The following is a 16662-nucleotide window of genomic DNA, read 5'->3' on the forward strand; positions in this document are numbered from 1 at the left end:
GTATACTACGAAATAGGGCATCTACTGGTGATAATCATCACTTATCGTTAGTACGGAATCAACAGAGTAGGGCGGCCGCGTAGGAGGCGTTCCATGGCACGAGGCATCACTGAACACGACGTCCACACCGCCGCCGACGCGCTGGTCGCGGCCGGCGAGCGCCCAACCGTCGAACGGATCCGCGCGCATCTCGGCACCGGGTCTCCGAATACGGTGACGCGTTGGCTGGAGACTTGGTGGCGGGCACTCGGCCTGCGTCTGGACGGGCACCAGGCGCGATTGCACTTGCCAGAGGCCCCGGAGGCTGTCGCCCGCGCGGCAGGACAGTGGTGGAACCTGGCGCTAGAAGCGGCCAAAGCGAGTCTTGAGGAGGAGCTTTCGGTCGAGCGTGCGGCCCTTCAGTCCGATCGAGATGCCCTACAGCAAGCGCGCAAGGCGTTGGATGCCGAAGCGGCGGCACTTCGTACTGACAAGGAAGCTGCCCTGGCGGCCAAGCGACTTGCCGAAGCGCAATCGACAGAACAAGCGAGGCTCATTACACGGCTCGAGGCCCAGATCGAAGAACTCACGGGACTGCGCGACGCGGCCGGTAAGCGAGAGGCTGAAATCGAAGCAGCCAGGCAAGCACTCGAACAACGACTTCAGACACTGCAGAAAGCCGCTGACACGGAACGTGAGGGGTTTCTGGTGCACATTCGCTCTGTCGAAGATCGGGCCAACACGGAGATCGATCGCATGCGTCAGGAAGCGAAGGACCTGCAGGGCCAGCTTAAAGAGCTCGGTCGAACACACACTGCAGCCGAGAAAGCTGCGCGTCAGTCGCTTGACAAAGCCATCGCTGAAGCCAAAGACGCTCAGCGAGAACTGAGTCTTCAGCGAACCCGTGCGGAATCAGCTGAGAGTCGGCTTGGCCAGCTCCAGGAAGTGTCCGCTGCCGTGGAAGCCGCAATTCGTCGGGCAGGGGCTGCGCCAAGAGAGAATTCGGGGCGAAAAGACGCCCCATCCACGCCAAGGAAGCGATCTAAGATTGCCAGTGGCAAATAGCGTCGTGGCCTCATGACCCTGCAACTTCCTCCAGACACACCAGCCTCCGCAGCCCGGCGTCGTGCGCTCTACGGCGCGTGGGAATCCGAAGGAGTCATCGTGCGGAAGCTGACGGACCTGAGAGCCCTATCCAGCGAAGGTCGCGTCTTGGCCGTTTGGGTGCGCGAGGTTGGCGAACACCGGTATCCCGGCTTCCAGTTTGATGCTCAGGGACACTTGATCCCCCAGATGACGCTGCTCCTGGATCTATTGCGAGGTCCGGGCGGCCTGACCGATGAAGCGAACCAATCTGGCTGGCTAGAGGTGGAGTGGCTCTACGCACCCCATGTGTTGCTGGATGGCAGGTCGCCTGCGGAGTGCTTTACTGCAGATCCTTAGCGTGTTCTGGCGGTGGCTAGGGAGGAATTCGGGCAGGATCGCGTCAGCCAGTACTGAGTCATCCAGACGGCGAGTGGGCGTGCGAATGACCATCATGGCCCCGAGTTCACTGCGTCGATTGCGTTCTTGGCACGACGTTGCTCGCACAAATCCAGCGCGGCGTGCTTTTCACTGCGCGGATGGTCGGTAGTTACCGAACATGTGTCCCGTATTTTTCCGCGGCAGACAATCGTGGAAGACAACCTTGGCCTCGCTGCCGGCATTGCATTGAGCAGGCCCATCGCGCGTGGATCCCCCCAGGCCGAGCAAACCGGCTCTGCGACGGCGGTGTCCGGCAGCCGTTCAAGGCATAACCTCGATAACGAACCGACCTGGATTGCTGTCGAAATTGTCGGGCGGGCGTCGGCGATATATCCCATAGTTTACATAATATACATTATGGATCAATCCAAACAGCCCGAACCGCGCCGCGCCACCACCGGCACGCGCGTCAAGTCCATGCGCCACAAGGCGATTCTTGCCGAGCGCTTCCGGCACGCCCGGCGCGCCTGCTGGCTGACCGTGCCGCGGGCCGCGAAACTTCTGCATGTCAGCGTGCGCACCGTACATAACTGGGGGGCCGGCATCGTGGCGGCCTGCTCTCCGAGGCGTGGGCCGGCGCTGGCGCTTGCTCGTATGCTGCAGCCCGGCGTGAATCTGGGGCTCCTGCAGAAAGCAGGCGTGCCAATCCGACTTCGCCAGTGACAAGTGCAGCAGTCTCCGCGCCACCTTGCCGCTCGTCTACTTGGTCGGTGTCTTCCCCGGTGCCGCGTCGCGGTGGTGTCTGGCCATTCGACGAATCGTAACGCCACCACCTGTCACCTGGCGATATCATGAACAGTCCTGCCCGCTCCCGTGTCGCAGCTTGCGGCTGCGGTTGCCTGTCGACTCGCCTCCTCGAATCAAGCCCTGCGGCCTCGTCAGCTACGGCGGCGTCTCCGGTGGCCTGTACACGCCGCGATTTTCCGCGCCAGGAGTGCGCGGGAGCAGACACAGACGGCCGTGGGCTGAACGCGCACCGGTCGAAACACCCAAGGAGGCGTCATGGCACCCCGAAAACCCCGTATCGGCCTGGCCCTCGGCAGCGGCTCCGCGCGCGGCTGGTCGCACATCGGCGTGATCCGCGCGCTCGAGCGCGCCGGCATCGTCCCCGACGTGGTTTGCGGAACCTCGATCGGCGCGCTGGTCGGCGCCACCTACGCCGCCGGCAAGCTCGACTGGCTGCACGACTGGGTCTCGAAGCTCAGCTGGCAAGGCGTGGTTGCGATGCTCGACATCCGCATGGGCGGCGGCCTGATCGAGGGCAGCCGCCTGATGCAGTTCTTCCGTACCCATTTCGACGATCAGGGAATCGGGAAGCTGCCGATCGGATTCGCCTGTGTCGCGACCGAACTGGCGACCGGCCGCGAGGTCTGGATGCGCGAAGGCTCGGTGATCGACGCGGTTCGCGCCTCGATCGCCCTGCCCGGTCTGTTCACTCCGTTTCCATCCGAAGGCAGGCTGCTGGTCGATGGCGGGCTGGTCAACCCGGTGCCGGTTTCGCTGTGCCGCTCGCTCGGTGCCGATATCGTGATCGCGGTCGACTTGAACTGGGATCTCATCGGCCGTCACAAGCGCAACGCGATCACGGTCGACGCGCCCGACCCCGGTCAGGCCGCGGGGATCATGAGCACGCTGCTGGGAAAGCTGCGGCCGGCCGAACGGAAGAACGGCGGGAAGGATGGCGACGCAGACGACTCGCCCGGGGCACCGTCGATCCTGGACGTGCTTTCGACCAGCCTGAACATCATGCAGGTCCGTATCACCCACAGCCGTCTGGCGGGCGAGCCCGCCGACGCGATGATCCGGCCGCGCCTGTCGCACATCGCCGGGATGGACTATCACCGGGGTGCCGAAGCGATCGCCGAAGGCGAGCGCGCCACCGAGCTTGCGATGCCGATGATCCTCGAGCAGCTCGGGGGCGCGGAGATCTCCGTGCCGGCCCGACGCGAGGTGTCCAGGCCGGACGACCAGGGTCAGGGTCAGGGTCAGGCCTAGCCGCCTCGTAGAGCCGAGCTTGCTCGGCGGTGGTGGGCGTCAAGCAGCGGTGCAAGCTCCGCTACGCAGGCTATGGCTGGTCCCGGGGGGAATTCCAGCCGCCGCCCAGCACCTTGTACAGCGTCACGCGGTTGGCCTGTTCGGCCATTTCCACCGCGACCACCTGCTGCTGCGCCGCGTACAGCGTGCGCTGTGCATCCAGCCGCAGCAGGTTGCTGTCCAGGCCGGCGTCGTAGCGCGCCTGGGCCAGGCGCTCGGCATTGGTCGCCGCATCCAGCAGGGTGCGGCTGGCCTCCTGCTGTTCGCGCAGGGTTTCGGTCAGCGCCAGCGCATCCGCCACTTCGCGGAAACCGCTCTGGATCGCCTTCTCGTACTGTGCCAGCGCGATCCCGCGATCGGCTTTGGCCATGCCCAGCGCGGCACGCAGGCGGCCGCCCTGGAAGATCGGTAGATTGATCTGCGGCATGAAGGTCCATATCGAGGTGCCGCTCTCGAACAGGCCCGACAGCTCGTTGCTGGCCGAACCGATGCTGCCGGTCAGCCGGATCGATGGGAAGAACGCGGCGCGCGCGGCACCGATGTTGGCGTCGGCACCCAGCAGCCGGTGTTCGGCGGCGATGATGTCCGGACGACGCAGCAGGACTTCCGCCGGCAGTCCGGCCGGCAGCTGGCCGCTGACGGTGACTTCATCGACCATGCCGTCCGGCAGCAGGCGCGGCTCCAGCGTGACGCCGGCCAGCAGATTCAGACCGTTGAGATCGCGCTGCACCTGGCCGGAAAGGCGCGCCACTTCGGTCCGCGCCGAGGCGACCTGGGTGCGGGTCTGCTCCAGCACCAGCTGCGAAACCGCGCCCAGTTCGCGCCGCGCCCGGTTCAGTTCCAGGGACTCCTCGTAGGTGCCCAGGGTGGCCTGCGCGATGCGCAACTGCTCGCGGTCCGCAGCCAGCGTCAGCCAGGCGTAGGCGATTTCGGCCACCAGCGCCAGCTGCGCGCTGCGCTGCGACTCCTCACTGGCCAGATACTGCTGCAGCGCGGCCTGGCTGAGGTTGCGCACGCGCCCGAACAGGTCCAGCTCGAACGCGGTCACGCCCAGTCCGACGCTGAAGTCTTTCTGCTCCAGTAGCGGATTGTCGGCACCCACGCGAGTCATCTGCGCGTTGACGCCCAGGTTCGGGAAGCGGTCGGCGCGCTGGATGCGGTGCTGGGCGCGGGCACGCTCGACGTTGAGGATCGCCACGCGCAGATCGCGGTTGTTTTCCAGCGCCAGCCCGATCAGCTCCCGCAGCCGCGGGTCGGTGAAGAAATCGTGCCAGCCGATGTCCGGCAGCGCGCTGCCGGATGCGCCCTCCCCCGCTGTCACGGTGGTTGCCGGCAGCGGCCAGTGCGCCGGGATCGCGGCATCGGCTTGCGCCACGCTGTCGCGCGGTGCCAGCGTGGCGCAGCCGGAGGCCAGCACCACGATGGCCACGGCCAGCGTCCGGGTCAGAAAATCATTCATGACTGGATGCTCCTTCAGCCGCATCGCCGCGCTCGGGTTTGTCGCGCTTGAAGATCATCTGGATCACGACGAAGAACAGCGGGATGAAGAACACGCCCAGGCCGGTACCCACGAGCATGCCGCCGACCACGCCGGTACCGATCGCGTTCTGCGCGCCGGAGCCGGCACCGTTGGCCATCGCCAGCGGCAGCACGCCCAGGCCGAAGGCCAGCGAGGTCATGATGATCGGGCGCAGGCGGTCGCGCACGGCCTGCATCGTTGCCGCGATCAGCTCCATGCCGCTCTCCAGATTGGCCTTGGCGAATTCCACGATCAGGATGCCGTTCTTGCTGGTCAGCCCCACCGTGGTCAGCATCGCCACCTGGAAGTAGACGTCGCGCTCCATGCCGCGCAAGGTGTTGGCCAGCACCGCGCCGAGGATGCCCAGCGGTGCCACCAGCAGCACCGCGGTCGGCACCGACCAGCTTTCGTAAAGCGCCGCCAGGCACAGGAACACGATCAGCAGCGACAGCGCGTACAGCATCGGCGTCTGCGCGCCGGCCTCGCGTTCCTGATACGACACTGCGGTCCACTCGAGGCCGAAGCCCGGTGGCAGCTGTGCGGCCAGGCGCTCGACTTCAAGCATCGCATCGCCCGAGGCCACGCCGGGCGCGGCTTCGCCCTGGATTTCGACCGCCGGCACGCCGTTGTAGCGCTCCAGACGCGGCGAGCCCCAGTCCCAGCGCGAACTGCCGAAGGTGGTGAACGGCACCATCTCGCCGACGTTGTTCTTCACCGACCACAGGTCGAAATCCTCCGGCGTCATGCGGAACGGCGCATCGGCCTGCACGTAGACGCGCTTGACCCGGCCGCGATCGATGAAGTCGTCGATGTACTGCCCGCCCCAGGCCGCGGCCAGCGTCGCATTGATCGCGTCCTGGGTCAGGCCCAGCGCGCCGGCCTTGGCCACGTCCACGTCGATGCGCAGCTGCGGCGTGTCTTCCTGGCCGTTGGGACGCACGTTGACCAGCATCGGGCTTTGTCCGGCCATGCCGAGGAACTGGTTGCGCGCGTTGATCAGCGCATCGTGGCCGAGGCCGGCATTGTCCTTGAGGTAGAAGGCATAGCCGCTGGCCACGCCGAGTTCCGGCATCGCCGGTGGCGAGAACACGAAGATCATCGCGTCCTTGATCTGGCTCAGCGCGGCCATGCCGCGCCCGGCCACCGCCGCGGCGCTGGATGCAGGATCGGTGCGCTCGCTCCAGTCGGTCAGCTTGACGAAGGCCATGCCGGTGTTCTGGCCCATGCCGGCGAAGCTGAAGCCCTGCACCGAGAATACCGATTCCACCACGTCCGATTCGTTTTCCAGGAAGTGCTTCTCGAAGCGCTCGATCGATTCCACCGTGCGCTGCTGGGTGGCACCGACCGGGGTCTGGATCATCGCCATCAGCACGCCCTGATCCTCGTCGGGCAGGAACGAGCTGGGCAGGCGCACGAACATCACCGCCATCACCACGATCATCGCCGCGAACACCGCCATGAAGCGCCACGGGCGTCCGAGGATGCCGCGCACGCCGCGCTGGTAGCTGCTGCTGGTACGGTCGAAACGGTTGTTGAACCCGCCGAAGAAGCGCCCGAACAGGCCGCTGCCCGAATCGTGGCTTTCGCCCTTCTTCAGCGGCTTGAGCATCGTCGCGCACAGCGCCGGCGTCAGCACGATGGCGACGATCACCGACAGCACCATCGCCGAGACGATCGTGGCCGAGAACTGCCGGTAGATCACGCCGGTGGAGCCGGACATGAAGGCCATCGGCACGAACACCGCCGACAGCACCACGCCGATGCCGACCAGTGCGCCGGTGATCTGGTCCATCGACTTGCGCGTGGCTTCCAGCGGTGAGAGTCCCTCCTCGGCCATGATGCGCTCGACGTTTTCCACCACCACGATGGCATCGTCGACCAGCAGGCCGATCGCCAGCACCATCGCGAACATCGTCAGCATGTTGACCGAGAAGCCGAGCGCGGCGAGCACGGCGAACGTGCCCAGCAGCACCACCGGCACCGCGATCGTGGGGATGATCGTGGCGCGGATGTTCTGCAGGAACAGGAACATCACCAGGAACACCAGCGCGATGGCTTCGAGCAGCGTCTTGATCACGCCCTGGATCGACACGGTGACGAACGGCGTGGTGTCAAACGGCACCACCGCCTTCATGCCCGGCGGGAAGTAAGGTTCCAGATCGGCCAGCGCGGCCTTCACCCCGGCCGCGGTATCCAGCGCGTTGGCACCGGTGGACATCGAGATCGCCACGCCGGTGGTCGGCTGGCCGTTGTAGCGCGACTGGAACTCGTAGGTTTCCGTGCCCATTTCCACCCGCGCCACTTCACCCAGACGCAGTACCGAGCCATCCGGATTGCTGCGCACGATGATGTCGCGGAACTGCTCCGGGGTCTGCAGGCGCTCCTGGCCATTGATCGTGGCGTTGATCTGCTGGCCGTCGATCGCCGGCGCGCCGCCGAGCAGGCCGATCGCGACCTGCGCGTTCTGCGCGCGGATCGCCGCGGTGACCTCGGGGATCGACAATCGGTAGGCGTGCAGCTTGTTCGGATCCAGCCAGACGCGCATCGCATACTTGCCGCCGAACACCTGGATGCTGCCCACGCCGGGCACGCGACTGAGCGGATCGACAATGCTGGAGCCGACGTAGTCGGAGATGTCGATGCGGTCCATGCTGCCGTCTTCGGACACGAAGCCGATGACCTGCAGGAAACTGGACATCGACTTGGACACGTTGACACCTTGGCGCTGGACCTCCTGCGGCAGCAGCGGCATCGCCAGCTGCAGCTTGTTCTGCACCTGCACCTGGGCGATGTCCGGGTCGGTCCCGCTCTCGAAGGTGAGGGTGATCGAGGCCATGCCGTTGGATGACGACTGCGCCGAGAAGTACATCAGGCCATCCAGGCCCTTCATGTTCTGCTCGATGACCTGGGTCACCGAGTCCTCCAGCACCTGCGCCGAGGCGCCCGGATAGGTGGCGCGGATTTCGACCGCAGGCGGTGCCACGGTCGGGTACATCGATACCGGAAGATTGGAAATCGACAGCGCGCCGGCAAGCATGATGATGATCGCGATCACCCATGCAAAGATGGGGCGATCGATGAAGAATCGTGCCATGAGTGCTTACTCCTGGTCGGCTGCGGCGGCGTTCACGGTTTCGGTCACTTCCACGGTGGCACCCGGCGCGATTTTCTGCAGGCCCTCGATCACCACGCGGTCGCCTGCGGCAAGCCCGGACTCCACCAGCCACTGGTCGCCGATCGTGCGGCTGACCACCACCGGCCGCTGTTCGACCACGCCCTGGGCATCGACCACCATCGCGGTGGTATTGCCTTTGGGATCACGCGCGATGCCGCGCTGCGGCACCAGCACCGCATCGGCGCGCACGCCCGCACCCAGCACCGCGCGCACGTACATGCCCGGCATCAGCATGTGTTCGGGATTGGGCACCTCGATGCGCAGCGCGTAGCTGCCGGTGCTCGGGTCGACCGCCACTTCTGAGAACTTCAGCCTGCCCGGATGCGGGAAATCGCTGCCGTCCTCCAGCAGGATCTTCACCGGCATCGCTTCCTCGCCGCGCGACAGGCGGCCTTCGGCCAGCGAGCGTCGCAGGTCGAGCAGCTCGGCGCTGGACTGGGTCAGGTCGACATAGATCGGATCCAGCTGCTGCACCGTCGCCAGCGCCTGCGGCTGGTTGGCGGTAACCAGCGCACCCTGGGTCACGCTGGAGCGGCCGATGCGGCCATCGATCGGTGAGGTGATCCGGGCGTAGCCCAGCATCACGTTGGCCGCATCCAGCGCCGCACGCGCCACGCCCACATCGGCTTCGGCCTGGGCCAGCGCCGCGGTGGCGTTGTCGTTGTCCTGCGCGCTGACCGCATCGATCTTGGCCAGGCCGGCTATGCGCTCGGCGGTGAGGCGGGCCGAGGTCAGCGTGGCGCGCGCGCGCGCCAATTGCGCGCGCGCGCTGTTGGCGGTGGCGCGATAGGTCGCATCGTCGATCTGGTAGAGCGGCTGGCCGGCCTTGACCCGTTCGCCCTCGGTGAACAGGCGCTCGGCCACCAGACCGCTGACCTGCGGCCGGACCTCGGCCACCAGCCAGGCATTGGTACGGCCGGGAAGTTCGCGCGTCAGCGTCACGTCCTGGCTGCCCAGTTCGACGACGGTCACCGCCGGCGTCGGTGGCGGACCGGCATCCTGCCCGGTACCGCATGCACCCAGAAGGATGGCGAACGCGGCGGTCAGCGCCAGAGCGGGATTTCGGGAGGACGTGGCCATGTGGGGGGACCTTTTTTCTTGGTTGCTGAAAAGGATAACGCCCAGACCGGACAAACCCCGGTGCTGGGCGCGCAATCTTGGACTCGTGTATTATACATGCATGGATGTATGTTGGTAAAGAACCATTCGCACCTCAGTATTCAACACGCGGGTTACAAATCGATGGCACGCAAAACCAAGGAAGACGCACAGGAAACCCGCGAGGGCATCCTTGACGCGGCCGAGGACTGCCTGCTGGAGTCGGGCGTCGCGCGCACCAGTCTGGAAGCGATCGCGACCCGTGCCGGCGTCACACGCGGTGCGGTGTACTGGCACTTCAATAACAAGGCGGAAGTCGTCGATGCGGTGATCAACCGGGTCAGCGTGCCCTTCTTCCACGGCCTGGAGCGGGTCTCACGCGCCGATGGCACCACCCCCTTGCGCGACCTGCGCGAAATGCTGCGTTCGTCGTTCTCCAACCTGGCCAACACGCCGCGGGTGCGCAGCGTGATCGAGGTGATCGAGCTGCGCTGCGAGGTGCCGGCCGAAGGCGATGCGGTCAGCAAACTGCGCAAGGCCGGCATGCGCAAGACCCACGCCCGCATCCTGGCCGCGTTCGAGCGCGCCGCGACGCTGGGCCAACTGCGCCCCGGCATGGTGCCGGAGCGCTGCGCCCGCAGCCTGCACTTCGTGATCCACGGCGCGCTGCGCATGTACCTGCTGGACCCGGAACACATCAATCTGAAACAGGACGGCCTGGCCGCGATCGACTTGGTGCTGCGCGCCGTCGCCAGCGATCCGACGCAGCTGGATTGAAACGCCCCGCCCCGCTCAGTCGCGGTACCGCCCGCCCTGTTCGGGGGGCGTGGCGTACCATTCCGGCAGGACAATTTCCGCACTGCCCCGAGGAGAACACCGATGTCGACCGCCCCCGCTGATGCCAGCGCTGACGCGCTTCACGGTGAAAGTGCCGCCAAGCAGCTCTTTTTCGGCAACATCCTCGAAGAACAGCTGTTCCCGTATCCGCAAATCCGCGCGCGCGACCGGGAAATGCTCGGCGCGATGACCGACGCCATCGACCAGTTCCTCGCCGACAAGGCCGCCGACCTCAGGCAGTACGACCGCGATGCCGGGCAGCCGGAAGATTTCATCCAGGCGCTGCGCGACCTGGGTCTGTTCGGGCTGATCATTCCGGAGGAACACGGCGGGCTGGAACTGTCCAACGGTGCCTATGCGCGCGTGCTGGCGCAGACCAGCAGCCACGACAGTTCGGTGTCGCTGACCATCGGCGCGCACAGCTCGATCGGCATGAAGGGCCTGCTGCTGTTCGGCACCGAGGAGCAGAAGCAGCGCTACCTGCCGCGCCTGGCCAGTGGCGAGCTGATCGCCGCGTTCTGCCTGACTGAATCCGGTGCCGGCTCCGACGCCGCCTCGATCCGCACCAAGGCCAGCCGCAACGACGACGGCAGCTGGACGCTCAGCGGCGAGAAGATCTGGATCACCAACGGCGGCATCGCCGGCTTCTACACCGTGTTCGCGCGCACCGACACGCCGGAAGGCAGGATCACCGCGTTCCTGGTCGAGGCCGGCTGGGACGGCGTCAGCCACGGTCCGCACGAGGACAAAATGGGCATCCGTGCATCGAGCACCACCACCGTCGCCTTCAGCGACGTGCGGGTGCCGGCGGAAAACGTGCTCGGCCCGGTCGGCAAGGGCTTCAAGGTAGCGATGAGCATCCTCAACAGCGGCCGCACCGGGCTGGGCGGCGGCGCGGTGGGCGGCATGCGCACCCTGCTGCGGCTGGCGACCGCGCAGGCCAAGGAACGCCAGCAGTTTGGCAAGCCCATCGCCGAGTTCGGGCTGGTGCGCGAAAAGCTGGCGCGCATGGCGGTGGACTGCTTCGCCGCCGAGAGCACGGTGTGGATGGTCGCGCACCTGATCGACAGCGGTCACACCGACTACTCGGTGGAGGCGGCGATCAGCAAGGTGTTCGCCAGCGAGGCGGTGCAGCGCGCGTCGTACGAGGCGCTGCAGATCGCCGCCGGCAACGGCTTCATGCGCGAGTTTCCCTACGAGCAGATCACCCGCGACACCCGCATCCTGTCGATCTTCGAGGGCACCAACGAGATCCTGCGCCTGTACGTCGCGCTGTCCGGATTCAAGGGCGTGGGTGCCGGGCTGGGCGAGCTCAAGGCTGCGCTGGGCGATATCCTCAACGACCCGATCAAGGGCTTCGGCGTGCTTGGCGACTACACCGCGCGGCGCATGCGCGAAGCCACCGGCGTCGGCACCGACCGCATCGCGTATCCGCTGGCCGAACCGCTGCGCAAGCTGGCCAAGGTGTACGAGAAGTACACGGTGGAGCTGTCCAAGGCCTCCGACCAGCTGCTGCGCAGGCACGGCAAGGCCATTGCCGACGAGCAGCACGCGCAGAAGCGCATCGGCGACATCGCCATCGACCTGTTCGTCGGCCTGTGCGTGCTCTCGCGCGCCGACAGCCTGGTCAAGCAGCAGCACCCGGCCGCCGCGCAGGCGCTGGACATCGCCGAGATCTTCACCCGCGAAGCCCACCGCCGCATGGCGAACAACAGGCGTCGGCTGGATCGCAACGAGGATGCGCAGGGCGAGCGGCTCGCGGCCGACGTGCTCGCGCGCGGCGGCTATGCCTGGGATGTCATTTGACGCGGCGTGATGGCCCCGAACCCGCCCGGCAAACCCGGCCCTATCCCGGGGGCGGGGCGCTTTCGGGGCTGTCGCCGGCCCATTCGGGATCGGTGGTGAAGACGATGGTCAGCCAGCGGTCGGGGGTGTCGTTGCCGATGGCTTCGCCGATCTCGTCGCGCAGCTGATCCCATTCCTCCAGCCGCCGCGCCGGCCAGCGGGTCGGGACGATGAAATACAGCTCGATCTGGCGGCCGCGCCCGACCCGCGCCACATAGGCGCGGTAGCCATCGAAGCCGTGGCGTTCGACGATGCGCAGCGCCACTTCGTCGACGTGCCGCTTCAGGTCGGCCGGGGTCACCAGCAGGATATCGGCCAGCGCGCGGCGCACGGTGCCGACCGGGATCGGGATCACCACCAGGCACACCAGCGCCAGCACCGCCGGATCGATGTACGGTGCGATCCAGGCGTGTTCGGTGCGCTCGATCGCGTAGCCGAAGACGAACGCCGCCAGCCAGGCGGCGGTCAGCGCGGCGGCCATGAACCAGCCGCGCGCATCCAGTGCGATGAAGTCCGAGCGGATGCGGCGGTTGGCGCGGCGCGCGAACAGCGTCATCGCCACCGATCCCGCCAGCGATACCGCGGCGAAGAACACCGCGTAGCCGAACTGCACCTGGCGCCCGCCGGACATGAAGCTGTCGATCGCGTTGATCAGCGCATAGACCGCCGCGGCGATCAGCAGGGTGCCGCTCATCCCCAGCACGATCGGCTCCAGATGCCAGAACCCCATCGTGAAACGCTCGGCCAGGCGCTCGCCGACGCTGTCGCCGCTGGTCGAATTGCGGATCAGATTGGCCACCAGCAGCGCCAGAAAGGTCATGCCGGCGTCGGTCATGTCGTAGATGCTGTCGAAGATGATCGCCGCCGACCCGGCCAGCAGCCCCAGCACCAACCCGAACACCGCCAGCGTCGCGGTGGCGAGCATCGAGATGCGCAGTACGCGCTGTTCGGTGTAGGGGCGTGAAAAGACCATGTTCGTGCGGGGTGACACCCGTTGGGTGGTGGAGCAGGCCGAGCAGGCTCGGCTCTACGGGGGCTTTTCCGTGCCACATGGAGCCGGGCTTGCAGGGGGGTGCCCGGCTTCCAGACAAATCTTACCCGGCTTCGTATCCGGTCCAGGAGTCGCGGGCATGCTGCGAAGAGGACGCATTTGTGCATCACAGCACGAAAACTGCACGACGCTCGTGCTTTCCCGCATGGCGAACCGCTTGTAGACTCCGAGGCTGACTGACGCTGGCCCCGCGCCGAGTTGGTCGCTGCGGCACACCAAACGCAACCCGGGGAGAACCATCGTGAAGAATCCGCACCCAAGGCTGGCACTGCCCAGCGCCTTGATGCTCGCACTGCTGTGCTCATCCGCAGCTCTTGCCGGCGTCACCGATCCGTATTGGCAGGACGCCGCCGGGCGTTCGCCGGCCGCCAATGCGCCACAGCCCGCCAGCTTCCGCGCGCTCTCGCTGGATACCGCCGCGATGGCCGCCTACCTGAAGCAGGCCCATTCCAGCCGCATCGCCGCCGAGGTTTCGCTGCCGCTGCCGGAAGGCGGTTTCAGCGACTTCATGGTCATCGACTCGGGCACCCTGCCGCCGGAGCTGCAGGCCAAGTATCCCGACATCCTCAGCTTCAAGGGCAGCGACGGCAAGGGCCGCCGGCTGCGTCTCGACGTCTCCCCCATCGGCTTCCAGGCGATGGTGTTCGATACCGACGGCATGTGGCTGGTCCGCCCGGAAGTCATCGCAAGCGGTACGGACAATTACCTGAGCTATCGCCGCACCGAGGTACAGGCACCGCACGGCATGGGCCAGTGCGAAGTGCACACCGACGAGTCCATCACCGCGCACGTCGGGAATCTTCACCGCACCGACTCGGGCTTCGCGCCGATGACCCAGACCGGCGTGAACCAGCGCGTCTACCGCGCCGCGGTGGCATCCAACAACCAGTACATCGCCGCAGTCGGTGGCGGCACCGTGGCCGGCGGCCTGGCCGCGACCACGACGGCGGTCAACCGCGTGACCGAGGTCTACGAGTACGAGATGTCGATCCGCCTCGTGCTGGTGCCCAACAACGACCTGATCATGTATCCCAACGCCGCTACCGATCCGTTCGCGAGCAACGGCACCGGCGTCATCAACAACTCCACCTCGGTGATCAGCGCCGCGATCGGCGTTGGCAACTACGACATCGGCCACGTGTTCACCACCGGCAGCGGTGGCGTCGCCGGCCTGGGCGTGGTGTGCAACGCCAGCTCCAAGGCGCGCGGCACCACCGGCCTGCCCAACCCGGTCGGCGATGATTTCTACATCGATTTCGTCGCGCACGAAATGGGTCACCAGTTCCGCGCCAACCATCCGTTCAACGGTGCCCTGGGCAACTGCTCGGGCGGCAACCGCAACGGGTCGACCGCCTATGAGCCGGGCAGCGGCTCGACGGTGATGGCGTATGCGGGTATCTGCAGCGGCGACAACCTGCAACCGCACTCGGACCCGTATTTCCACGCCATCAGTCTGCAGGAAATCACCAACTTCACCAGCGGCAGCGGCAACTGTTCGGCCAATACGCTCAACCCGAACAACGCGCCGGTGATCGACACCGGCAGCCTGTTGCCGACCGGCAAGACCATTCCCGCGCGCACCCCGTTCGTGCTCAACGCCAGCGCGACCGACGCGGATGCCGGCAGCACGCTGGTGTATTCGTGGGAGCAGTGGGACCTCGGCGCGCAGGCGGCGCTCAGTGCCGGCGACCAGGGCAGCAACCCGATCTTCCGCAGCTTTCCGCCGGTGGCGACGGGCGAGCGCGTGTTCCCGCGGATGTCGACGGTATTGGGCGGCGCGGCGGCTCCGGGCGAAACGATGCCGACAACCTCACGCAACATGAACTTCCGCCTGACCGTGCGCGACCATTCCGACGCGCTGCACGGCTGGGGCACGAGCCAGAGCGCGGACGTTGGCTTCGCCGTGGTCAACACCGCCGGGCCGTTCAAGGTCAATTCGCCCGGCGCGGGCGTCATCTGGAGCGGCGGTGCCACCGGCACGGTGGCCTGGGATGTCGCCAACACCGCGGCGGCTCCGGTGAGCTGTTCCTCGGTGGACATCCGGCTTTCGACCGACGGCGGCCAGAGCTTCCCGACGGCGCTGGCGACCGGCGTGCCCAACAGCGGTTCGGCCAGCGTGCCGGTGCCGGTGATCAGCACCGCCCAGGCGCGCGTGCGCGTGATGTGCTCCAACAACATCTTCTTCAACGTCTCGCCCGCGAACTTCACCATTGCCCCCGGCGGCACCACCTACACCGTGGGCGGCAGCGTCAGCGGGCTTGCGGGAACCGGCCTGGTGCTGCGCCTCAACGGCGGCAACGATGAGCCGATCAGCGCGGATGGCCCGTTCACCTTCAGCGGTGTGGTGCTGGACGGCTCGCCCTACAGCGTGACCGTCGGCAGCCAGCCGACCGCGCCGATCCAGAACTGCACGGTCGCCAACGGCAGCGGCACCATCAGCGGTGCCGACGTGACCAACGTGCAGGTGACCTGCGTGACGGTGCCGACCTACTCGGTGGGCGGCACGATCTCCGGCCTCACCGGCACGGGCCTGAAGCTGCGACTCAACGGCGGTGCGAACCTCGACGTCGCCGCCGCCGCCACGGCCTTCACCTTCCCCGAAACCCTGGTCGACGGCAGCAGCTACGCGGTAACGATCTTCGCCCAGCCGGTCGGCCAGACCTGCAGCGTCGCCGCCGGTACCGGCACGATCGCCGGTGCCAACGTGACGAGCGTCCTGCTCAACTGCGTCGATCTGCCGCCGCAGGCCTATACGGTCGGTGGACGGGTGCGCGGGCTGACTGCGCCCGGCCTGGTGCTGCAGCTCAACGGTGCCCAGACCCGCACCATCAACGCCAACGGCCTGTATGCCTTCGTTCCCGGCGTCGCCACCGGCGAGTCCTACAGCGTCGCCGTGCTGACCCAGCCGCCGGGCCAGGCCTGCGTGGTGTCGAACGCCACCGGCATCATGGGCCATGCCGACGTCACCGACGTGGACGTGGACTGCGCGGCCCTGCCCGATGCGATCTTCTCGGATGGCTTCGAGGGCGACGCCCCGGCCCCGGTCTGCGCCCCGCTGCAGCTGTTCCAGGACCCGAGCTTCGAGGCGACCGATCCGGCCACCTTCACCAACCCCTACTGGAACAGCGACGATTCGCTGTCGGGCAGCTCGTTCTGCGACGCCAGCTGCGACGACGGTGCCACCTTCGTGGCCCGCACCGGCGACTGGTTCGTCTGGTTCGGCGGCTGGGATCAGGCCAACACCAGTTCGCTGAGCCAGTCGGTCACGCTCGATGCCGGCCATCCGCGCACGATGAACTGGTGGATGGTCAACCAGATCGACGGCGACCCCAGCGCATCGCTGACGCTGAGCATCGACGGCACCGTGGTCCAGACCGTGTCGCCCGTGGGTGACGGAACGATCTGGGAGGCGCAGAGCTTCGCCATTCCGGCGCAGTACCTGGACGGCGGTATGCACGAGATCCGCTTCGACTGGAGCGCGTCTTCGCCTGCGAGCGAGATTGGCGGTGCGATGGTCGACGACATGACCCTGGACTGCGATTGACCCGCTGATCCCCTGCCCGCGCACGCTTGCGCGGGCAGCGGCCGGAACGGATCGGG

Annotated in this window: 10 protein-coding genes; 6 read left to right on the forward strand and 4 right to left on the reverse strand. The window is 66.8% G+C overall.

What is annotated here, in order from left to right; translation table 11 throughout:
* Positions 1-93 precede the first annotated feature (93 nt).
* From WB794_RS10220 to WB794_RS10230, 3 genes are all read left to right on the forward strand, one after another.
* Positions 94-1044 carry a DNA-binding protein gene (locus WB794_RS10220; protein ID WP_337335749.1) on the forward strand — a complete coding sequence of 317 codons (951 nt, stop codon included), beginning with the start codon at positions 94-96 and terminating at the stop codon, positions 1042-1044.
* A gap of 609 nt (positions 1045-1653) precedes the next feature.
* Positions 1654-2166 carry a hypothetical protein gene (locus WB794_RS10225; protein ID WP_337335750.1) on the forward strand — a complete coding sequence of 171 codons (513 nt, stop codon included), beginning with the start codon at positions 1654-1656 and terminating at the stop codon, positions 2164-2166.
* A 339-nt stretch (positions 2167-2505) separates the two neighbouring features.
* Complete coding sequence (locus WB794_RS10230; protein ID WP_337335751.1) at positions 2506-3498, forward strand: patatin-like phospholipase family protein; 993 nt, start codon at positions 2506-2508, stop codon at positions 3496-3498.
* 70 nt (positions 3499-3568) lie between these two features.
* Here WB794_RS10230 and WB794_RS10235 read toward each other — a convergent pair whose 3' ends face one another.
* From WB794_RS10235 to WB794_RS10245, 3 genes are read right to left on the reverse strand one after another with little or no spacing between them, the layout of a single operon-like run.
* Positions 3569-4996 (reverse strand): efflux transporter outer membrane subunit, encoded by a 1428-nt coding sequence (locus WB794_RS10235; RefSeq protein ID WP_337335752.1) that lies wholly within the window; start codon positions 4994-4996, stop codon positions 3569-3571.
* Complete coding sequence (locus tag WB794_RS10240) at positions 4989-8150, reverse strand: efflux RND transporter permease subunit (RefSeq protein ID WP_337335753.1); 3162 nt, start codon at positions 8148-8150, stop codon at positions 4989-4991. The genes WB794_RS10235 and WB794_RS10240 overlap by 8 nt, the downstream gene beginning before the upstream one ends.
* Before the next feature lie 6 nt (positions 8151-8156).
* Positions 8157-9311 carry an efflux RND transporter periplasmic adaptor subunit gene (locus WB794_RS10245; RefSeq protein ID WP_337335754.1) on the reverse strand — a complete coding sequence of 385 codons (1155 nt, stop codon included), beginning with the start codon at positions 9309-9311 and terminating at the stop codon, positions 8157-8159.
* A gap of 162 nt (positions 9312-9473) precedes the next feature.
* Here WB794_RS10245 and WB794_RS10250 point away from each other — a divergent pair, with 162 nt between their 5' ends.
* Both WB794_RS10250 and WB794_RS10255 read left to right on the forward strand, forming a co-directional pair.
* On the forward strand, positions 9474-10106 hold the full coding sequence (locus tag WB794_RS10250; RefSeq protein ID WP_337335755.1) for a TetR family transcriptional regulator: 633 nt from the start codon (positions 9474-9476) through the stop codon (positions 10104-10106).
* 102 nt (positions 10107-10208) lie between these two features.
* Entirely contained in the window at positions 10209-11972 is a 1764-nt protein-coding gene (locus tag WB794_RS10255) for an acyl-CoA dehydrogenase family protein (RefSeq protein WP_337335756.1), read from the forward strand.
* A gap of 40 nt (positions 11973-12012) precedes the next feature.
* Here WB794_RS10255 and WB794_RS10260 read toward each other — a convergent pair whose 3' ends face one another.
* Positions 12013-12984 carry a cation diffusion facilitator family transporter gene (locus tag WB794_RS10260; RefSeq protein ID WP_337335757.1) on the reverse strand — a complete coding sequence of 324 codons (972 nt, stop codon included), beginning with the start codon at positions 12982-12984 and terminating at the stop codon, positions 12013-12015.
* A 319-nt stretch (positions 12985-13303) separates the two neighbouring features.
* Between WB794_RS10260 and WB794_RS10265 the strand changes: the two genes are divergently transcribed.
* A complete protein-coding gene (locus tag WB794_RS10265; protein WP_337335758.1) occupies positions 13304-16606 on the forward strand; it encodes a reprolysin-like metallopeptidase in 3303 nt (1100 codons plus the stop codon).
* Positions 16607-16662 lie beyond the last annotated feature (56 nt).

It is taken from the genome of Denitratimonas tolerans (assembly GCF_037203605.1).
GTDB classification, from domain to species: Bacteria; Pseudomonadota; Gammaproteobacteria; order Xanthomonadales; family Xanthomonadaceae; genus Denitratimonas; species Denitratimonas tolerans.